This window comes from Pseudotabrizicola sediminis, from assembly GCF_004745575.1.
GTDB lineage: Bacteria > Pseudomonadota > Alphaproteobacteria > Rhodobacterales > Rhodobacteraceae > Pseudotabrizicola > Pseudotabrizicola sediminis.
The window spans coordinates 58,303-77,469 of sequence record NZ_RPEM01000006.1 but is presented as its reverse complement, the minus strand read 5'-3'; the positions used below and the strand labels follow the sequence as shown (position 1 = coordinate 77,469).

Below are 19,167 nucleotides of genomic sequence, written 5' to 3'. Positions count from 1 at the left end.
ATGTGCGTATGGCAAACGTATGGCGGACGTAGGGTAAGGTGTGCAGGCGGGATATCGGGCGCAGGTCAGCAAGGCTGACCTGATCGGAGGACAGGGTTGATGTTGAAACAGATGCTGATCGTTGCAGCCCTGCTGCCCGCCCCTGCCGTTGCCGGGGCATTCAGCCCGCCCGAGGGCTGCACCACCTATTTGACCGTGCAGTCGCGGCAGTGCCGGGTGTCGAACCACTACACGTGCAGCGCCGATCCCGCCGGTGACAAATGGCGTGCCGATTTTGACCAGCAGGGGCCGTTCTTCCTTAGCCGGATCAACCATGAGGCCGAATGGATCGAAAGCTATGATCTGGGAGACGGTGTGGTGCGCCAGACCCTCGATGCCGACCCGGTGGACCCGGCATCGTTCAGCGAGTTGTTGTCCAGCGGCACCGATACGTTCCAGTTCAATCTGAGCCGCGACAATGGCGAGCGCACGCGGGTCAACGGCTTTGACACGCTGACCGGACGGAGCGTGACGATTGACGGCGTGACGCTGAAGGAAACCCAGTTCGAATTTACCGAAACCGACCAGACCGGTGTGGTCCTGCGCCAATCGCGCGGCCGCGAATACATTCACCCCGAGATGCGGATGTTCTTTTCCGGCCCGTCGGAATGGCGCGGCCCGGACGGGGACTTCCTGCCGACGGACGGCAGCCCGGTGGAGTTCATGTTCCCCGGCGAACCCGGATTTGAAGCGACAGAGCCTTTGTTCGATTGCGACCCCTTGATGACACGTGCCGTCCCCAGCCAGAAGGATTCCAGCCATGACCATCTATGACGACGCCTGGGTAAAGGCCGAAGAGGAAAAGCGCGCCTGGATGGACGCCAACGGGCTGTACAAGGCCGATGACGAGCATTCGTCCTGCGGTGTCGGTCTGGTGGTGGCGATTTCTGGCAAGCCCAGCCGCAAGGTGGTGCAGTCGGGGATTGATGCGCTGAAGGCCATCTGGCACCGGGGTGCTGTGGATGCCGATGGCAAGACCGGCGACGGCGCGGGCATTCATGTGCAGATCCCGGTCAAGTTTTTCTACGACGTGATCCGCCGCACCGGGCACGAGCCGGACATCAACAAGCTGGTCGCCGTGGGGCAGGTGTTTTTGCCGCGCACCGACTTTGGCGCGCAGGAGCGTTGCCGCACCATTGTTGAGGCCGAAGTGCTGCGGATGGGGCACTATATCTATGGCTGGCGGCATGTGCCGGTGGACACGTCTGTGCTGGGCGACAAGGCCAATGCGACGCGCCCCGAGATTGAGCAGATTCTGATCCGCTGTGAAAAGGACATCGATCAGGAACAGTTCGAGCGCGAGCTGTATATCATCCGCCGTCGGATCGAGAAGGCGGCGGTGGCGGCGCAGATTCAAGGGCTGTACCTGTGCAGCCTGTCGTGCCGCAGCATCATCTACAAGGGCATGATGCTGGCCGAGCAGGTTGCGGTGTTCTACCCCGACCTGATGGATGACCGGTTCGAGTCTGCGTTTGCGATTTATCACCAGCGGTATTCCACCAATACCTTCCCGCAGTGGTGGCTGGCGCAGCCGTTCCGCATGTTGGCCCATAACGGCGAGATCAACACGCTGAAGGGCAACGTCAACTGGATGAAAAGCCATGAAATCCGCATGGCGTCGAACAACTTTGGCGACGCGGCGGAGGATATCAAGCCGATCATCCCGTCGGGCACGTCGGATTCCGGCGCGCTGGATGCGGTGTTCGAGGTGATGGTGCGGTCGGGCCGGTCGGCCCCGATGGCGAAGACCATGCTGGTGCCCGAGGCGTGGAGCAAGACCACGACCGACATGCCGAAAGCCTGGGCCGATATGTATGCCTATTGCAATGCGGTGATGGAGCCTTGGGACGGGCCTGCGGCGCTGGCGATGACCGATGGCCGCTGGGTTTGTGGCGGGCTTGACCGCAACGGCTTGCGCCCCATGCGCTATGTGGTCACGGGTGACGGCTTGCTGATCGCCGGGTCCGAGGCGGGGATGGTGCCGGTGGACGAATCCACCATCCGCGAAAAGGGCGCGCTGGGACCGGGACAGATGATTGCGGTCGATATGGCCGAGGGCAAGCTCTATCACGACGCGCAGATGAAGGACAAACTCGCGGCGTCAAACCCTTATGGCGAGTGGATCGAAAAGGTCATCGACCTGAACAGCCTGCTGCATGATGTGCCCGAACGCGCGCAGTTCGAAGGTGCCGATCTACGCCGCCGCCAGATTGCCGCCGGTTTCACGGTGGAAGAGCTGGAGCAGGTTCTGGCTCCGATGGCCGAAGACGGCAAGGAAATGATCGCATCCATGGGCGATGATACGCCTGCGGCGGTGCTGTCGAGCATCTACCGCCCGCTGTCGCATTTCTTCCGGCAGAACTTTTCTCAGGTGACAAACCCGCCGATTGACTCACTTCGTGAAAGCCGGGTGATGAGTTTGAAGACGCGGTTTGGCAACCTGAAGAACGTGCTGGACGAAAACTCCAGCCAGACCGAGATTCTGGTTCTGGAAAGCCCGTTCATCGCCAATTCGGAATTCGACGTGATGTGCCGGCATTTCGGCGAACAAGTGGCCTATATCGACTGTACCTTCCCGGTGACGGCGGGGCTTGACGATCTGCGGCAGGGGCTGGAACGCATCCGGGCCGAGGCAGAAGATGCCGTGCGCTCGGGGGCCAGCCATCTGGTGCTGAGCGATGAGCATCAGGGCGCAGACAAGGTGCCGATGCCGATGATTCTGGCCACATCAGCGGTGCACAGCTGGCTGACGCGCAAGGGGCTGCGGACCTTCTGTTCGGTCAACGTGCGGTCTGCCGAATGTATCGACCCGCATTACTTTGCGGTGTTGATTGGTTGCGGGGCGACCACGGTGAACGCCTACCTTGCGCAGGACAGCATTGCCGACCGGATCAGCCGGGGGCTGCTGGATGGCAGTCTGACCGATGCCATGCGGCGGTATCGTGACGCGATCAACGGTGGCCTCTTGAAGATCATGTCGAAGATGGGGATTTCGGTGATCTCCAGCTATCGCGGCGGGTTGAACTTTGAGGCGGTGGGGCTGAGCCGCGCCATGGTGGCCGAGTATTTCCCCGGCATGCACAGCCGGATTTCGGGCATCGGCCTGACCGGCATCGAGCAGAAGCTGGAAGAGGTACACGCCAAGGGCTGGCTGGGCGGGGCGGATGTGCTGCCGATTGGCGGGTTCTACAAGGCGCGGCGATCGGGTGAAAAGCACGCTTGGGAAGCGCAGACCATGCATATGCTGCAAGCGGCCTGCGACCGGGCCAGCTTTGACATCTGGAAGCAGTACACGGCGGCGATGCGGGCCAACCCGCCGATCCATATTCGTGACCTGTTGGACATCAAGCCTTTGGGCAAGCCGGTGCCGATTGAGGAGGTGGAATCTATCACTTCGATCCGCAAGCGGTTTGTCACGCCGGGCATGAGCCTTGGGGCATTGGGCCCGGAGGCGCACAAGACGCTGAACGTGGCGATGAACCGGATCGGGGCGAAGTCTGACTCTGGCGAAGGCGGCGAAGACCCGGCCCATTTCCTGCCCGAGGCGAATGGCGACAACCCAAGCGCCAAGATCAAGCAGGTGGCGTCGGGGCGCTTTGGTGTGACGGCGGAGTATCTGAACGCCTGCGAGGAGTTGGAAATCAAGGTGGCGCAGGGGGCCAAGCCCGGTGAGGGCGGCCAGCTGCCGGGGATGAAGGTGACCGAGCTGATTGCGCGGCTGCGGCACAGCACCAAGGGGGTGACACTGATTTCGCCCCCGCCGCACCACGATATCTATTCCATCGAAGACCTTGCGCAGCTGATCTATGACCTGAAGCAGATCAACCCGCGCGCCAAGGTGACGGTGAAGCTGGTGTCGTCGTCGGGCGTGGGCACGATTGCGGCGGGCGTGGCGAAGGCCAAGGCCGATATCATCCTGATCTCGGGCCACAATGGCGGCACCGGGGCCAGTCCCGGCACGTCGATCAAATATGCCGGCCTGCCGTGGGAGATGGGGCTGACGGAAGCGCATCAGGTGCTGTCGATGAACAACCTGCGCGACCGGGTGACGCTGCGCACCGATGGTGGGTTGCGCACGGGGCGTGATGTGGTGATGGCGGCGATGATGGGGGCCGAGGAGTACGGCATCGGCACCGCCGCGTTGATCGCGATGGGCTGCATCATGGTGCGGCAGTGCCAGTCCAACACCTGCCCGGTGGGGGTCTGCACCCAGAACGAGGAGTTGCGCCGCAAGTTCACCGGCACGGCGGACAAGGTGGTGAACCTGATCACCTTCTACGCGCAGGAAGTGCGCGAACTGCTGGCCGGGATCGGCGCGCGGTCTTTGGACGAGATCATCGGGCGGGCGGATCTGCTGACGCAGGTCAGCCGGGGTGCGGCGCATCTGGATGATCTGGACCTGAACCCCCTGCTGATTACCGTCGATGGGGCGAACCGGATCACCTATGACCGGTCCAAGCCACGCAATGCGGTGCCCGATACGCTGGACGCCGAGATCATCCGCGACGGTGCCCGCTTCTTTGAAGAGGGCGAGAAGATGCAGCTGTCTTATGCGGTGAGGAACACCCACCGCACCATAGGCACGCGGGCCAGCAGCCATATCGTGCGCAAGTTCGGCATGCGCAACAGCTTGCAGCCCGACCACCTGACGGTGAAGCTGACCGGCAATGCGGGGCAGTCGCTGGGCGCCTTTGCCGCGCGCGGGTTGAAGCTGGAGGTGATGGGCGACGCCAATGACTATGTTGGCAAGGGGTTGTCGGGGGGCACCATCGTGGTGCGGCCGGTGATGTCGTCGCCGCTGGAGGCGTCGGAAAACACCATCATCGGCAACACGGTGCTGTATGGCGCAACCGATGGCTATCTGTTTGCCAGCGGTCGGGCCGGAGAGCGGTTTGCCGTGCGCAATTCGGGTGCGAATGTGGTGGTCGAAGGCTGTGGGTCGAACGGGTGTGAATACATGACCGGCGGCATCGCGGTGATTCTGGGCCGGATCGGCGCGAACTTTGGTGCCGGGATGACCGGGGGCATGGCCTATCTGTATGACCCGGACGACGTGGCGGAAGATTTCATCAACATGGAATCGCTGGTCACCTGTGCTGTCAGCCATCCGCATTGGGACCGGCAGTTGCGCAGTCTGATCGAGGCGCATGCGCGCGAAACCGGCAGCCGCAAGGCAGCCGCGATCCTGTCGGACTGGGAGGCGGAGCGGGCCAATTTCCTGCAGGTCTGCCCGACAGAAATGCTGGTGCATCTGCCCCACCCGCTGAGCGACGAGGCGGTGAAGGTTCCGGCAGAGTAAGGTCCGGCGCAAGATAACAAAGGGTCCCGCGCGGGGCCCTTTTCTTTGGCGCGTCGCGTCTTGACCCCGCGCGCCGCTTGAGGCCTAACGGGGTATGGCCAGTTCACCCCGAAAATCCCGCAAGGGCACTGATGCCGCGCCGCTGCTGGTGCCCGCCCGCGCGCTGCGCAGGCGCGTGCTGCGCTGGGCGGTGCGGGGCGTGCTGGGGGTGGCCGGGTTTTTTGCGGTGCTGGTGCTGCTGTTTTCCTTCCTCAACCCGCCGGTCAATATCTACCAGTTGCAGGAATCGGCCCGGGTGGGTGGATTGCAGCGGGACTGGGTGGCGTTTGACAATATCGCACCGGTGATGGGCCGGTCGGCGGTGGCGGCGGAGGATGCGAACTTCTGCCTGCACTGGGGGTTCGACATGAACGCCATCCGCGCGGCAGTGGCGGAAGGTGGCAGTCGGGGGGCATCGACCATCAGCCAGCAGGTGGTGAAGAACGTGTTCCTGTGGCACGGCCGGTCGTGGCTGCGCAAGGCGATGGAGGGGGTTCTGACCCCGGCGGTGGAGCTGATCTGGTCGAAGGAACGGATTTTGGAGGTTTACCTGAACGTTGCAGAGTTCGACGAGGGTGTGTTCGGGGTGCAGGCGGCGGCGGAGCATTATTTCGGTGTCGATGCGCGGTCCTTGAGCGCGCTGCAGGCGGCGCGGCTGGCGGCGATCCTGCCGGACCCAAAGGCGCGGTCGGCGTCGAACCCGTCGAATTTCGTGCGCAACCGGACGCGGTCGATCATGGCGGGGGCCGAGACGATTGCGGCGGATGGGCGGGACGGGTGTTTCAGGTGAGCGCCTGCGGGCAAAGGCCGGGGCGCGTCGATCACCCCATTGACGGGGGCAGCGGTTGCGAGTTTGAACGGGCTGATAGGAGAATGCAGATGACATTTGACCGCAACATCAAGATCGCGCCGTCGATTCTGGCCGCCGATTTCGCGAATTTTGGGGCGGAGTGCGCGGCGATCGAGGCGCAGGGTTGTGACTGGGTGCATGTGGATGTGATGGACGGGCATTTCGTGCCCAACATCACCTTTGGGCCCGCGACCTGTGCCGCGATCCGCCCGCACATCAAGGGGGTGATGGATGTGCACCTGATGATTGCGCCGGTCGATCCGTATATCGAGGCCTTTGCGCAGGCCGGGGCGGATGTGATCACTGCGCATCTGGAAGCCGGGCCGCATATTCACCGCACGCTGCAGGCCATTCGCGGGGCCGGGGCCAAGGCGGGGCTGGCAATCAACCCCGGCACCGGAATCGAGGATGTGGCCTATCTGCTGGATATGGTGGATCTGGTCTGTGTGATGACGGTGAACCCCGGTTTTGGCGGGCAGAAGTTCATTCACAGCCAGGTGGAGAAGGTGCGCCGCTTGCGCGCCATGATCGGCGACCGTCCGGTGCATATCGAGATTGACGGCGGGGTGACGGTGGAGACTGCGCCTTTGGTGGCGGCGGCGGGGGCCGATGTGCTGGTGGCGGGGTCGGCGGTGTTCAAGGGCGGATCGGTGGGCAACCCGGCGCCCTATGGCGACAACATCCGCGCCATCCGCGCTGCGGCAGAGGCGGCACGGTGAGCCGCACGCATCTGGTGTTCGATCTGGACGGCACGCTGGTCGATTCCGCGCCTGACATCCATGCCGCTGTCGCGCGGATGCTGGCGGGGGAGGGGAAGGCACCGCTTGATCTGGCGACGGTGACCTCGTTTATCGGGCTTGGTCTGCCCAATCTGGTGGAACGGGTGATCCGGCATTGCGGGATGGACCCAAGCGCGCATCCCCGGTTGGTCGGGATTACGCTGGGCCATTACAATGCCGCGTCCTCGGCACTGACCCGGACTTATCCGGGGGTGGTGGCGGCGCTGACGGCGTTTCAGCAGGCCGGGCATCAAATGGCGGTCTGTACCAACAAGCCTGTGGCCCCGGCGCGCGCCGGGCTGCGCGATCTGGGGCTGGAGGGGTTTTTCAGCGTGGTGATCGGCGGCGACTCTTTGCCGGTGGCCAAGCCCGATCCGGCACCGCTGCATGCCTGTATCGCGGGCTTGGGCGGGGGGTCTACCGTTTATGTCGGTGACAGTGAGGTGGATGCGGCAACGGCGCTGGCGGCGGTGGTGCCCTTTGCCCTGTTCACCGAAGGCTATCGCAAGACCCCGGTGGCCGATCTGCCGCATGCGCTGGCGTTTTCGGACTTTGCCAGCCTGCCCGAGGCACTGGCCGCCCTGCTGCGCGGAACCGGCGCAGACTGACCGGCCTCGCCACCCCGGGGGCGGTTGCGCATTGAACCCCGGGTGCATGGCCTGTATCAGTTGCACAAATTTTACACGGGTGCTGCATGATCCGCCTTTACCATTTCCCCCTCTCTCCGTTCTGCCGCAAGGTGCGTCTGACGCTGGCGGAAAAGAAGCTGGAGGTGGAGCTGGTTGAAGAGCGGTATTGGGAGCCCAGCCCCGATTTCCTGCGCCGCAACCCGGCGGGCAAGGTGCCGATCCTGAAGATGGAGCAAAAGACGCTGAGCGAAAGTCAGGCGATCTGCGAATATCTGGACGAGACCTTTCCGACGCCCGCGCTGATGCCGCGCGATCCGGAGGTGCGCTATGAGGTGCGGCGGATCTGTTCCTGGTTTGACGACAAATTCCATGCCGAGGTCACGTCAAAGCTGCTGTATGAGCGGGTGAACAAGAAGGTGATGAAGCTGGGCTATCCGGATTCGAAGAACGTGAAGTTCGGGGCCGGGCGGATCAAGTTTCATCTGGACTATATGGCATGGATTCTGGACCAGCGCCGCTGGCTGGCGGGGGATATCATGACGCTGGCGGATTTCACTGCCGCCGCGCATCTGTCGTGCCTGGATTACATCAGCGATGTGGACTGGAACCGGTCGGCCACGGTGAAGGACTGGTATGCCAAGATCAAGTCGCGCCCCAGTTTCCGCACCCTGCTGGCCGATCAGGTGCCGGGATTCCCGCCACCGGCGCATTACGCCGATCTGGATTTCTGACGGCACCCCCGGGGGCGCTGCCCGTCGCCGGCTGGTTCTTGAACCAGTGGCGAACATCCGACGACCCCCCGGGATATTTATGAACAGATGAGGGTCAAGCGCGTTTCGTGAGAGACGCTATGTTGAGGGTGTGCAAGACCTTTTCTTCGATTTTCGCGGCGTCCATGCCGGCGGAGCGGTACATCGCCTCGGGGGATGCGTGGTCGATGAAGGTGTCGGGCAGGACCATGGAGCGGTATTTCAGGCCGGTGTCGAAGATGGCTTCTTCGGCCAGAAGCTGTGCCACATGGCTGCCGAAGCCGCCGATGGCGCCTTCTTCGATGGTGATCAGGGCCTCGTGGTTGCGGGCGAGGTTGAGGATCATGTCGCGGTCCAGCGGTTTGGCGAAGCGGGCATCGACCACGGTGGGGGCGAGGCCCTTTTGCGCAAGGCTTTCGGCGGCTTTCAGGGTTTCCTGCAAGCGGGTGCCGAACGAGAGCAGCGCGACGCGGTTGCCAGAGGTGATGAGGCGGGCCTTGCCGATTTCGAGCGGGGTGCCGCGCGCAGGCAGTTCCACGCCCACGCCATCGCCGCGCGGAAAGCGGAAGGCGATGGGGCCATCGTTGTGCGCGACGGCGGTGGCGACCATGTGGACCAGGTCTGCCTCGTCGGCGGCCGCCATCACCACCATGCCGGGGAGATTGGCGAGGAAGGCCACGTCGAAGGTGCCCGCGTGGGTGGCACCGTCGGCGCCCACAAGGCCCGCGCGGTCGATGGCGAAACGGACGGGCAGGCGCTGGATGGCGACATCATGCACCACCTGATCGTAGCCGCGTTGCAGGAAGGTGGAATAGATGGCGCAGAACGGTTTCATGCCGCCTGCAGCCAAGCCCGCCGAGAAGGTGACGGCGTGTTGTTCGGCGATGCCGACATCAAAACAGCGGCGGGGGAAGCGGTCGGCGAACAGGTTCAGGCCGGTGCCATCGGGCATGGCGGCGGTGACGGCGACGATCTTGTCGTCACGCTCGGCTTCCTTGATCAGCGACTGTGCGAAGACCTTGGTATAGCTGGGCGCGTTGCTGGCGGCTTTGGCCTGCACCCCGGTAAGGACGTCGAACTTGGCGGTGGCGTGGCCCCGGTCACGCGCGGCTTCGGCCGGGGCGTAGCCTTTGCCTTTCTTGGTCAGCACATGCAGCAGGATCGGGCCGGTGGCGCGGGCCTTTGCGGTGCGCAGGATCGGCAGCAGCTGGTCAAGATCATGGCCGTCTATCGGGCCGATGTAGGAAAACCCCAGTTCCTCGAACAGGGTGCCGCCCATGGCCATGCCCTTGAGCATTTCCTTGGCCCGGCGCGCGCCTTCCTGAAACGGCGGCGGCAGCAGACCCAGCGCGCCCTTTGCGGCGGCCTTGAGGTCTTGCAGCGGGGCTTCGGCATAAAGGCGGCTGAGGTAGCTGGACAGGGCGCCGACCGGGGGGGCGATCGACATTTCATTGTCGTTCAGCACCACGAACAGCCGCTTTTTCAGGTGGCCCGCGTTGTTCATGGCCTCGAACGCCATGCCTGCACTCATGGAGCCATCACCGATGACGGCCACCGCATCGCCCGGGTCGCCGCCCAGATCGGCGGCCATGACAAAGCCGAGGGCCGCCGAGATAGAGGTGGAGGAATGGGCAGCACCAAACGGGTCGTACGGGGATTCGGAGCGTCTGGTATAGCCCGACAGCCCGCCTTCGGCGCGTAGGGTGCGGATGCGGTCGCGCCGCCCGGTCAGGATCTTGTGCGGATAGCATTGGTGGCCGACATCCCAGATGATCTTGTCACGCGGGGCATCGAACACGGCATGCAGGGCGACGGTCAGTTCGACCACGCCCAGACCCGCGCCAAGATGGCCGCCGGTGACCGAGACTGCCGAGATGGTCTCTGCGCGCAGCTCATCGGCCAGTTGCCGCAGCTCGCGGTCGGACAGGGCCTTCATGTCGGAAGGCAGGGTCACACGGTCGAGCAGCGGGGTTTTGGGTCGGTCGGTCATGTCCTGCCTTCAGCTTTCGCGCGCGATCACGAACCGCGCGGCGTCTATCAGGGTTCTGGCGCGGTCGCCATAGGGGGCAAGGTGGCCTTCCGCCTCTGCGACCAGATCACGCGCCGTTTTGCGCGCGCCGTCCAGCCCCAGCAGCGAGACGAAGGTGGCCTTGCCGGCGGTTGCATCCTTGTGGAGGCGCTTGCCGGTCTGCGCCTCGTCGCCGGTTTCATCCAGAATGTCATCGGCGATCTGGAAGGCAAGGCCAAGGGCGGTGGCATAGGCCCGCAAGGGGGCGGGGTCTTGGCCTGCAATCACGGCCCCCGCCTCGGCAGACCAGCGGATCAGCGCGCCGGTCTTGCCGGCCTGCAGCCGGGTGATCTGCGGTAGGGTCAGCGGCGCGCTTGCGGTTTCAGCCGCGATGTCCAGCGCCTGACCCAGCACCATGCCCTCTGCGCCAGACGCCTGCGCCAGGCCCCGAACCAGTGCGATGCGGGTATCGCCGGTGCCCAGCGCGGGGTCGCACAGCAATTCAAACGCGAGGGTTTGCAGCGCGTCACCCGCCAGAACGGCAGTGGCGTCGTCCCATTTCACATGCACGGTGGGCTGGCCCCGGCGCAGGTCGTCGTCATCCATGCAGGGCAGGTCGTCATGCACAAGGCTGTAGGCGTGCAGACATTCCACCGCCGCCGCAGCACTGATCGCGCGTTCGGGTGGCAGGCCAAACAGGGCGGCGGTTTCCAGCACCAGAAAGCCGCGCAGCCGTTTGCCACCACCCACCGCATAGCGCATGGCGTGGAGCACCGGTTCATCGGCCTTGTCGGTCAGGGCGTGGTTCAGCCGGGACTGGATCAGCCCGCCCGCGCGCGCCAGAGCGTCGGGAAAGCTCACATCCCCTCCACCGGGGTGGTGCCGATGGCGCGGCCTTCGGCGGCGCGGATCAGGTCTACCTTTTCTTCGGCGTCTTTCAGCCGGGCCTCGCAATGCGCCTTGAGCGCCGCGCCGCGTTCGTAAAGCGCGATGGAGGCATCAAGCGCCACATCGCCGCGTTCCAGCTGGCCCACGACCTGTTCCAATGCGGCCATGGCTTCTTCGAAGGTCATGGCGGATACGGGTTTTTCGGCTGGCTTGTCGGTCATGCGGTCTGCCTTCCCAGTTCTGTCACATGTGCGGCCACGCTGTCGGCCAATGCGTTCAGATCATAACCGCCCTCCAGCGCCGATACCACCCGGCCCGCGCAGCATTCATCCGCCAGATCGCAGATCGCGCGGGTGAGGCGGGCAAAGTCCTGCGTGGTCCAGTTCAGGCCGGCGAGGGGATCATCGCGGTGGGCATCGAAGCCCGCGCTGATGAGGATGAGTTCGGGCTGCCAGTGGCGCAGATCGTCCAGCAACGGCTGCCACGCCGCCCACATCTGCGCGCCGCCCGACCCGGGTGCCAGCGGCAGATTGGAGATCTGGCCGTGCGCGCCGCGTTCATCGGTATGGCCGGTGCCCGGATAAAGCGGCATCTGATGGCTGGAGACAAAGCGCACCCGCGCCTCGTCCCGCAAAAGGTCTTGCGTGCCATTGCCGTGGTGCACGTCGAAATCAAGCACCGCCACGCGGTTCAGGCCATGGTGGTCGAGCGCGCGCATGGCCCCAATGGCGACGGTGCCGAACAGGCAAAAGCCCATGGCGGTTTCGCGTTCCGCATGATGGCCCGGCGGGCGGGTGGCGACAAAGGCGCGGCTGCCGGTTGTCAGCACATGATCGACCGCCTGACAGATGCCGCCCACGCCGCGCATCGCGGCCTTGAAAGATCCCGGCGACAGGATGGTGTCGCCATCCAGCTGCGCCCAGCCCGACGTGGGCACGGCGTTTCTGATGCGGTCGATGTGGCGCTGCGGATGGCAGCGCAGAACATCGGCCACGTCGCCCATTGTTGCCGGGTGCCGGTCCACGGTCAGGCCGGTCAGCCCCCGTTCCACCGCCGCCAGCCGTGCCACCTGCTCGGGGTGGCCGGGCGGGGTGACGTGCGACAGGCAATCGTCATGCGTCAGGACCAGAACCTGTTTAGTCATTGATATCGCGGTCCCAGAGCCGGACCTGCCCCTTGCGCACCCCCAGCACCCGGCGCAGCACCAGCCATGCCACCAGCGAGGCGACGGCAAACACCAGCAGCAGAAGCGGCAGACTGCCGCCCAACAGGCCAAGGCCAAGCCCCGCACCGACCACCACCGCGCCGATGGCAAAGCCCACGAAGATATAGCCCGGGGCCAGCACTTCGAGCACGCCAAGGGCGAAGCCTGCGACGATCCAGACCCACCAGACCGCCCACATCAGCCGCGGCCTTTCAGCATCTTGAACGCATCGGCAAAGGCATCCAGCGCCTGTGCGGGGACCAGAATGGTCTGCTTGCCCGGCCCTTGGGCCACCTTGGCCAGCGCATCGACCTGCGCCAGCGCAAGCTGATACTGCGCCGCCTCCAGCCCGGATTCCTTGATTGCGATGGCGATGGCCGATGTGGCATAGGCCTCGGCATCCGCCGTCACCCGCTTGGCCTTGGCCTGCTGTTCGGCGGCATAAAGGTCGGCGTCGGCGGCCAGCTCGACCGAGCGTTTCTTGCCCTCGGCCTCCATCACCTGCGCGCGGCGGGCGCGTTCGGCGTTGAGCTGTTGCAGCATGGCGGCGCGGGTTTGTTCATCAAGGTTCACATCGAGAATCTCGGCGCGCGTCACCTCTACCCCCCAGTCGTCGACCATGGCGGTGACCTGTTCGCGCACCCGTTCGATCAGCTGCGCGCGGTTGGATTGCACCTGATCCAGTTCGATCTTGCCGATCTCTGACCGGACGATCCCGGCGACCGTGGTGGCAATCGCGCCGTCGACATCGCGGATGCGGTAGACGGTCTTTTCCGGTTCGGTGATGCGGTAGAAAACGCTGGTTTCCACCTTCACCAGCACGTTGTCGGCGGTGATGGCATCCTGGCTGGCGGTGGGCAGCTGGCGTTCCAGAATGGAAATCTTGTGCGCCACGCGGTCCAGAAACGGGACCACAAAGTTGATGCCGGGCCCCAGAACCGACCGCAGGCGGCCAAAGCGTTCGACCACATGCTTTTCTGACTGCGGCACGATCCGTACCCCCAGAAAGATGGACAGGATGATGAAGATGGCAATCGCCAGCAGCACCGCATTGCCGCCCAGAAACTGGTTGAAATCCATTGCAGAACGCCTTGTTCAAATCTTTTTTCGCCGTAAGGATGGCGGGTTCACCGGCCAGAGGCAAGCGCAGGGATAATCTTGCGCCATTGCCTTGAATGGCCGTTCATTCTTCGCCCATTTATTGGTCAGGCGAGGAATTATCCCGTCTATTGGCTGCAAAGGCGGCATTTCTTCGAAAAAATATGAAATCTGAAGGCAACTTTGCCAGAAAATCCCCCGGCTGCGGGTGCAAGTTCAGCTTAACATTTTTGTCGAAAGAGGTCGCTCTATGAAAATCGTCATCCTCGGCTCTGGCGTCATCGGCGTGACTTCGGCTTGGTATCTGGCGCAGGCCGGGCATGAGGTGACGGTGATCGACCGTCAGCCCGAGGCCGCGCTGGAGACCAGCTTTGCCAATGCGGGCGAGATCAGCCCCGGCTATTCCGCGCCCTGGGCGGCCCCCGGTGTGCCGATGAAGGCGCTGAAATGGCTGTTCATGGAGCATGCGCCGCTGATCGTGAACCCGAAGCCGGACATGGCCAAGATCCGCTGGATGCTGCAGATGCTGGGCAATTGCACCAGTGCCGCCTATGCGGTGAACAAGGGCCGCATGGTGCGGCTGGCGGAATATTCGCGCGATTGCCTAACCGATCTGCGCGCCAGCACCGGCATTTCCTTTGACGAACGCCAGCAGGGCACGTTGCAGCTGTTCCGCACGCAAAAGCAGGTCGATTCGGCCTACAAGGATATTGACGTGCTGCGCGAAGGCGGTGTGCCGTTCGAGGTGCTGGATGTGGCGGGCTGTCTGGCGGTGGAACCGGGGCTTGCGGATGCGGCGGGCAAGATCATGGGCGGGTTGCGCCTGCCCAATGACGAAACCGGCGATTGCTTCAAGTTCACTCAAGGGCTGGCGGCGAAGGCTGCTGCCATTGGTGTCACGTTCCGCCAGGGCGTCAGCATCACCAGCCTGAACCGTACAGGCGACAAGATCACCAGTGTGACCACGTCGGAGGGGGAGGTGACCGCCGATGCCTTCGTGCTGGCGCTTGGGTCGTATTCGCCGAAACTGGTGGCGGATCTGGGCATCACCCTGCCGGTCTATCCGGTGAAGGGCTATTCGATTACCGTTCCGGTAACCGATGCCAGCCGTGCCCCGGTGTCGACCGTGATGGACGAAACCCACAAGATTGCCATCACGCGTCTGGGCGACCGCATCAGGGTGGGGGGTATGGCCGAGATTGCGGGGTTTGATCTGTCGCTGTCGGACAAGCGCAAGCGCACGCTGGTGCATTCGGTGGAGGATCTGTTCGGCGGCGCGGGCGATCAGTCGCAGGCGACGTTCTGGGCAGGTCTGCGCCCGATGACCCCCGATGGCACCCCTATCGTCGGGCGGTCACCGATGGCCAACCTGTTCCTTAACACCGGCCACGGCACGCTGGGCTGGACCATGGCTGCCGGGTCGGGCCGGTTGCTGGCCGATATCGTCACGGGCCACGCGACCGAGATTGAAAGCCGCGACCTTGGGTTCGACCGCTACCAGAAGCGCGTAAAACCCGCACAGCCCGCTCTGCAGGCCGCCCCGGCGCGCTGACGTCCATGGCGATTGCACCTTTCTGAAAGGCTCCTGCGCGGCGGGCACCCACAAGTGCCCCCGGCGTTCCCGCTTTGCCCCTGTGCGGCACGCCTGCAACCGGCTATGATCGCGCATCATGCCTGCCCTGTGCCGCGATTGTCTGACCATCTTTGACACGCCCCCAATGCGGGGCCGCTGTCCTGCCTGCCGCAGCCCGCGGCTGCTGGCGCACCCTGATCTTTTCACCCTGTCCATCGCGCATATGGATTGCGATGCGTTTTATGCATCGGTGGAAAAGCGTGATGACCCCGGCCTTGCCGACAAGCCGCTGATTGTGGGGGGCGGCACGCGGGGGGTGGTATCTACCTGCTGCTATATCGCGCGCATTCATGGCGTGCGCTCGGCGATGCCGATGTTTCAGGCGCTGAAGCTGTGCCCCGAGGCGGTGGTCGTCAAGCCGCGCATGGCCCGCTATGTCGAGGTCAGCCGCCAGATCCGCGCCATGATGGAGGATCTGACGCCTGCCATCGAGCCGTTGTCGCTGGACGAGGCGTTTCTGGATCTGACCGGCACCGCCCGCCTGCATGGCGCGCCGCCCGCGGTGTTGCTGGCGCGTCTGACCCAGCGGATGGAGGAGGAACTGGGCATTACCGGGTCCATTGGTCTGGCGCATAACAAGTTTCTGGCAAAGATCGCATCCGACCTTGATAAGCCGCGCGGGTTTTCCCTGATCGGTCCGGCAGAGACCGAAGGCTTTCTGCGCCCGAAACCGGTGCGGATCATCTGGGGGGTGGGCACGGCGATGCAGGCGTCGCTGGAACAGGCGGGCATCCGCACCATTGCAGACCTGCTGCGTTGGGACCGCGCCGATCTGACGGCGCGGTTCGGCCAGATGGGCGACAGGTTGTGGCATCTGGCGCGGGGGCAGGACAACCGCCGCGTGACGCGGGACGAAAAGCTGAAGTCGATTTCCAAGGAGACCACATTTTTTGAGGATACCTCGGACGCCGATCTGCTGGACGGCCATCTGTGGCGGCTGTCGGAACAGGTGTCGGACCGGGCCAAGGCCAAGGCGCTGGCCGGGCGCACGGTGACGCTGAAGCTGAAAACGGGGGAGTTTCGCATCCTGACCCGCCGTCATGCCTTGCCCGACCCGACCCAGATCGCCGACCGCATCTACCGCACGGCGCGGGGTCTGTTCGATCACGCGGGCACGCGTGGCCCGTTCCGCCTGATCGGGGTGGGCATCTCGGACCTTGCGCCCGAAGATCAGGCCGACCGCTCCGCCGATCTGCTGGACCCGGACGCCGGGAAGCGTGCGAATGCCGAGCGGGCGGCAGATGCGATTCGCGCCCGGTTTGGCAAGGATGCGATCATCAAGGGTCGCGCGCTGCGATAAAGCGGTCGCAGTGAATTGATGTCGCGGGATCAATTGGTTCATTGACCTTCGATGCCCGATCCCTCAGCGAGGGTTGATGATCTGGCTTCGATCCTTCGCACGCCTTCTGCTCGTTCTGGCGGTCCTGCCATGGGGGGCCTATTCCGGAGCGATGGCTGCGCAATCCGCGCCCCCACAGGATGCCGGATTTGCCGATGCAGGGCCGGTTTCCGCCGGTGTTGCCGTGACTGGCGGTGACCTGCGCGACGGGATGGCTTTCGCGCCAAATCCGAAGCGGTGTCGGACAGCGGTTTTGCTCGGCACGCCTTGCGGGCCGGATCTTGCGCTGCCCGGTTCTGCGCTTTCTCCGGATTTGACGGATGTCGCCAATGCTGTCCTGCCAGCGGATGGAAGCAGGCTTGCCGGGGTGAAGCCCGCGGGGTCACTGGACCCGCCCCGGGCCTGCTGAGTGTCGCGACCGCGCAGAACAGGCGGTCACCAACGATCACCAGCACATATGGACCACACACATGATGACCCGTCGACTCTTTGTGGCCGGAGGCTCCTCCGCGCTGCTTTCGGCCTGCGTTATGCAGCCGCAGCCCTCCCCCCAGCCGCTGGTCGCGCCAGAAGCCGAACGCTTCCCGCCGCTGCCCGCGCATTATGGCGCGATCACGACCGAACCCTACCCCATTCCTGCGGTGCCGGAAGGCGTGGTGCCGCCCGAACTCTGGCGTCAGGATGTGGCCAACCCGTTTCCGCTGGAGGCGCCCGGAACCATTGTTGTCGATCCCAACGCGGGTTTCCTGCATCTGGTGGGCGTCGAAGGACGGGCTATGCGATACGGCGCGGGCACGGGGGCTGCGGCGTTCGCCTGGCAAGGGGATGCCCGGCTGCAGTTCTGCCGAAGCTGGCCCCGCTGGAAGGTGCCGGAAAGCATGATTGCGCGGCAGCCTGATCTGGAGCCGTATTCCGTGGCGAATGGCGGTATGGACCCGGGCCCGGGCAATCCGCTTGGCGCGCGTGCGCTGTATCTGTTCCAGAACGGCATAGACACGCTTTACCGGATTCACGGAGCTTGCGAGCCGGAGTATCTTGGCAAGCGCGTGTCATCCGGCTGCATCCGCCTGCTGGATCATGACGTGATCGATCTGCGTCAGCGGGTGCGTCACGGCGTGACGGTGCGGGTGCTGCCATCGCAGCGGCCGCCCGAAGTGGCCGTCGTGTACTGACATCACATGCCCGAAGGCGGGGTATCGTCCCCGCCTTTTGCGGCGCGGTGTGCCAGAAGCCGGCCTATTCTGCCGCCAGCGGCACCTGCAGCCGGCCAATTGCGGCAATCTCGGCCACGACACCGGCGATCAGGGCGCGGAAGGCTTCAAAACCGGGCAGAGGCTCGATTCGCGCCTCATCCATGTAAAGCGCCCGGTCGATTTCCACCTGCACCACGTGAAACCCGCGCGAGGGGCGGCCATAGGTCTGGGCGATATAGGCCCCGGCAAAGGGCGCGTTGCGCGACACCCGCAACCCGGCGCGGCGGAAGGCGGCTTCGACATGATCCATCACGTCGCGCGCGGCGGCTGCGCCGAATCGGTCGCCCAGCACCACGTCGGGGCGCAGAAGACCGGGGCGGGAATGCGCCTCGATTGCCTCATGCGGCATTGAGTGGCAATCAATCAGCACCGACTGGCCGAATTGGGCGTGGCTGTCTTCGGTCAGGCTGCGCAGGGCTGCGTGATAGGGGTGCCAATGGTCGCGAATCCGGGATTCGGCCTCGGCCAGGGGCATCTTGCCGCGATAGATCGCGCGCGCGCCCGACACCACCCGGGGAATCACCCCCAGGCCCGAGGCCACGCGCGGGTTGTGCGGGCTGCGCACGACATCTTCGACGACTGCGGCATCCAGTTCATCTGCCGCGCGGTTTAGGTCGATATAGGCCCTTGGCGCATTGGCTGCGATCAAGGGCGCACCATGATCGGTGGCTGACCGGAACAGATCATCGACAAAGGCATCCTCGGACGACCGGATCACATGGGCATCCAGCACCGAACCGGCCAGAAAGGCAGGCGGATAGGCCCGGCCACTGTGGGGGGACGAGAAAACCACCGGCGTTTCGCGCCGGGCGGGGTGATAAAGGGTAAAGGCTTCGCTGTGCACTGCTGTCTCCCGGTCTCTGACGTTATAGCGGGCTTTGCCGAAATGCCAAAAGCCAAGATTGCCGGGGGGCGGCAGGTGGAAAGGCTCTTGCGGCCATGGGCGCAACTGGCTATAGACCCCCGCACACCGACGCGGTTCCTCCCGCGTCCTTTTCTTTGGGGCTTTGGGGGAATTGCGGCTGTAGCGTGGGCGGTTAGCTCAGCGGTAGAGCACTACGTTGACATCGTAGTGGCCACTGGTTCGATCCCAGTACCGCCCACCATTCACCGCCCCCATACTTGGGGGTCATTGTTTTCAACTGGCGCGTGATGCGCCGCGACCAAGGAAAGAGACGACCATGAAAGTCGCCAACTCGCTCCGTTCGCTGAAGACGCGTCACCGTGATTGCCAGGTCGTGCGCCGCAAGGGCCGCGTCTATGTGATCAACAAGACGCAAAAGCGCTACAAGGCCCGTCAGGGCTGATTTCGCTTGCAGCGACACGCATAAAAAGGCCGCCACGGGCAACCGGGCGGCCT

The 19,167-nt window shown here is 64.3% G+C and carries 17 protein-coding genes and 1 tRNA gene; 11 read left to right on the top strand and 7 right to left on the bottom strand.

Annotated elements, in window-relative coordinates; genetic code table 11:
- Positions 1-99 precede the first annotated feature (99 nt).
- From EEB11_RS10070 to fzlA, 6 genes are all read left to right on the top strand, one after another.
- On the top strand, positions 100-813 hold the full coding sequence (locus EEB11_RS10070) for a hypothetical protein (RefSeq protein WP_135430930.1): 714 nt from the start codon (positions 100-102) through the stop codon (positions 811-813).
- The gene (gene gltB, locus EEB11_RS10065) at positions 800-5,338 is read left to right on the top strand and encodes a glutamate synthase large subunit (RefSeq protein ID WP_135430927.1); all 4,539 of its coding nucleotides are present in this window, start codon (positions 800-802) and stop codon (positions 5,336-5,338) included. Before EEB11_RS10070 ends, gltB begins: the two co-directional genes overlap by 14 nt.
- A gap of 94 nt (positions 5,339-5,432) precedes the next feature.
- Entirely contained in the window at positions 5,433-6,167 is a 735-nt protein-coding gene (gene mtgA, locus EEB11_RS10060) for a monofunctional biosynthetic peptidoglycan transglycosylase (protein WP_135430924.1), read from the top strand.
- An 89-nt stretch (positions 6,168-6,256) separates the two neighbouring features.
- The gene (gene rpe / locus EEB11_RS10055) at positions 6,257-6,946 is read left to right on the top strand and encodes a ribulose-phosphate 3-epimerase (RefSeq protein ID WP_135430921.1); all 690 of its coding nucleotides are present in this window, start codon (positions 6,257-6,259) and stop codon (positions 6,944-6,946) included.
- Positions 6,943-7,614 (top strand): phosphoglycolate phosphatase, encoded by a 672-nt coding sequence (gene gph / locus EEB11_RS10050; RefSeq protein WP_135430919.1) that lies wholly within the window; start codon positions 6,943-6,945, stop codon positions 7,612-7,614. The genes rpe and gph overlap by 4 nt, the downstream gene beginning before the upstream one ends.
- 86 nt (positions 7,615-7,700) lie before the next feature.
- The gene (fzlA, locus tag EEB11_RS10045; protein ID WP_135430917.1) at positions 7,701-8,366 is read left to right on the top strand and encodes an FtsZ-binding protein FzlA; all 666 of its coding nucleotides are present in this window, start codon (positions 7,701-7,703) and stop codon (positions 8,364-8,366) included.
- A gap of 94 nt (positions 8,367-8,460) precedes the next feature.
- Here the strand turns inward: fzlA and dxs are convergent, their stop codons facing one another.
- From dxs to EEB11_RS10015, 6 genes are read right to left on the bottom strand one after another with little or no spacing between them, the layout of a single operon-like run.
- A complete protein-coding gene (dxs, locus tag EEB11_RS10040; protein ID WP_135430915.1) occupies positions 8,461-10,374 on the bottom strand; it encodes a 1-deoxy-D-xylulose-5-phosphate synthase in 1,914 nt (637 codons plus the stop codon).
- Between the two features lie 9 nt (positions 10,375-10,383).
- Positions 10,384-11,253, bottom strand: a complete 870-nt coding sequence (locus EEB11_RS10035) for a polyprenyl synthetase family protein (protein ID WP_435531104.1) — start codon at positions 11,251-11,253, stop codon at positions 10,384-10,386.
- Complete coding sequence (locus tag EEB11_RS10030) at positions 11,250-11,501, bottom strand: exodeoxyribonuclease VII small subunit (RefSeq protein ID WP_135430913.1); 252 nt, start codon at positions 11,499-11,501, stop codon at positions 11,250-11,252. The genes EEB11_RS10035 and EEB11_RS10030 overlap by 4 nt, the downstream gene beginning before the upstream one ends.
- Positions 11,498-12,424, bottom strand: a complete 927-nt coding sequence (locus tag EEB11_RS10025; protein WP_135430911.1) for a histone deacetylase family protein — start codon at positions 12,422-12,424, stop codon at positions 11,498-11,500. Before EEB11_RS10025 ends, EEB11_RS10030 begins: the two co-directional genes overlap by 4 nt.
- The gene (locus EEB11_RS10020) at positions 12,417-12,686 is read right to left on the bottom strand and encodes a hypothetical protein (protein ID WP_167852719.1); all 270 of its coding nucleotides are present in this window, start codon (positions 12,684-12,686) and stop codon (positions 12,417-12,419) included. The genes EEB11_RS10025 and EEB11_RS10020 overlap by 8 nt, the downstream gene beginning before the upstream one ends.
- Positions 12,683-13,564, bottom strand: coding sequence for an SPFH domain-containing protein (locus EEB11_RS10015; RefSeq protein ID WP_135430906.1), 882 nt, complete (start codon positions 13,562-13,564; stop codon positions 12,683-12,685). The genes EEB11_RS10020 and EEB11_RS10015 overlap by 4 nt, the downstream gene beginning before the upstream one ends.
- A 268-nt stretch (positions 13,565-13,832) precedes the next feature.
- Here EEB11_RS10015 and EEB11_RS10010 point away from each other — a divergent pair, with 268 nt between their 5' ends.
- From EEB11_RS10010 to EEB11_RS10000, 3 genes are all read left to right on the top strand, one after another.
- Entirely contained in the window at positions 13,833-15,134 is a 1,302-nt protein-coding gene (locus EEB11_RS10010; RefSeq protein ID WP_135430903.1) for a D-amino acid dehydrogenase, read from the top strand.
- A gap of 118 nt (positions 15,135-15,252) precedes the next feature.
- Entirely contained in the window at positions 15,253-16,515 is a 1,263-nt protein-coding gene (locus EEB11_RS10005) for a DNA polymerase IV (RefSeq protein ID WP_135430901.1), read from the top strand.
- Between the two features lie 509 nt (positions 16,516-17,024).
- On the top strand, positions 17,025-17,726 hold the full coding sequence (locus EEB11_RS10000) for a L,D-transpeptidase (RefSeq protein WP_135430898.1): 702 nt from the start codon (positions 17,025-17,027) through the stop codon (positions 17,724-17,726).
- A 64-nt stretch (positions 17,727-17,790) separates the two neighbouring features.
- On the opposite strand, the gene EEB11_RS09995 is transcribed toward EEB11_RS10000, so the two are convergent.
- Positions 17,791-18,651, bottom strand: a complete 861-nt coding sequence (locus EEB11_RS09995; RefSeq protein WP_135430895.1) for an N-formylglutamate amidohydrolase — start codon at positions 18,649-18,651, stop codon at positions 17,791-17,793.
- A 187-nt stretch (positions 18,652-18,838) separates the two neighbouring features.
- On the opposite strand from EEB11_RS09995, the gene EEB11_RS09990 reads away from it, so the two are divergent.
- Positions 18,839-18,913 (top strand) — tRNA-Val (locus EEB11_RS09990).
- Between the two features lie 75 nt (positions 18,914-18,988).
- The gene (ykgO, locus tag EEB11_RS09985; RefSeq protein WP_023666132.1) at positions 18,989-19,114 is read left to right on the top strand and encodes a type B 50S ribosomal protein L36; all 126 of its coding nucleotides are present in this window, start codon (positions 18,989-18,991) and stop codon (positions 19,112-19,114) included.
- Positions 19,115-19,167 lie beyond the last annotated feature (53 nt).

Bases quoted from the DNA above. Each gene is read 5' to 3' on its own strand.
- EEB11_RS10070 (WP_135430930.1), top strand. From the start codon at position 100: ATGTTGAAACAGATGCTGATCGTTGCAGCCCTGCTGCCCGCCCCTGCC.
- gltB (WP_135430927.1), top strand. From the start codon at position 800: ATGACCATCTATGACGACGCCTGGGTAAAGGCCGAAGAGGAAAAGCGC.
- mtgA (WP_135430924.1), top strand. From the start codon at position 5,433: ATGGCCAGTTCACCCCGAAAATCCCGCAAGGGCACTGATGCCGCGCCG.
- rpe (WP_135430921.1), top strand. From the start codon at position 6,257: ATGACATTTGACCGCAACATCAAGATCGCGCCGTCGATTCTGGCCGCC.
- fzlA (WP_135430917.1), top strand. From the start codon at position 7,701: ATGATCCGCCTTTACCATTTCCCCCTCTCTCCGTTCTGCCGCAAGGTG.
- dxs (WP_135430915.1), bottom strand. From the start codon at position 10,374: ATGACCGACCGACCCAAAACCCCGCTGCTCGACCGTGTGACCCTGCCT.
- EEB11_RS10030 (WP_135430913.1), bottom strand. From the start codon at position 11,501: ATGACCGACAAGCCAGCCGAAAAACCCGTATCCGCCATGACCTTCGAA.
- EEB11_RS10025 (WP_135430911.1), bottom strand. From the start codon at position 12,424: ATGACTAAACAGGTTCTGGTCCTGACGCATGACGATTGCCTGTCGCAC.
- EEB11_RS10015 (WP_135430906.1), bottom strand. From the start codon at position 13,564: ATGGATTTCAACCAGTTTCTGGGCGGCAATGCGGTGCTGCTGGCGATT.
- EEB11_RS10010 (WP_135430903.1), top strand. From the start codon at position 13,833: ATGAAAATCGTCATCCTCGGCTCTGGCGTCATCGGCGTGACTTCGGCT.
- EEB11_RS10005 (WP_135430901.1), top strand. From the start codon at position 15,253: ATGCCTGCCCTGTGCCGCGATTGTCTGACCATCTTTGACACGCCCCCA.
- EEB11_RS10000 (WP_135430898.1), top strand. From the start codon at position 17,025: ATGATGACCCGTCGACTCTTTGTGGCCGGAGGCTCCTCCGCGCTGCTT.
- ykgO (WP_023666132.1), top strand. From the start codon at position 18,989: ATGAAAGTCGCCAACTCGCTCCGTTCGCTGAAGACGCGTCACCGTGAT.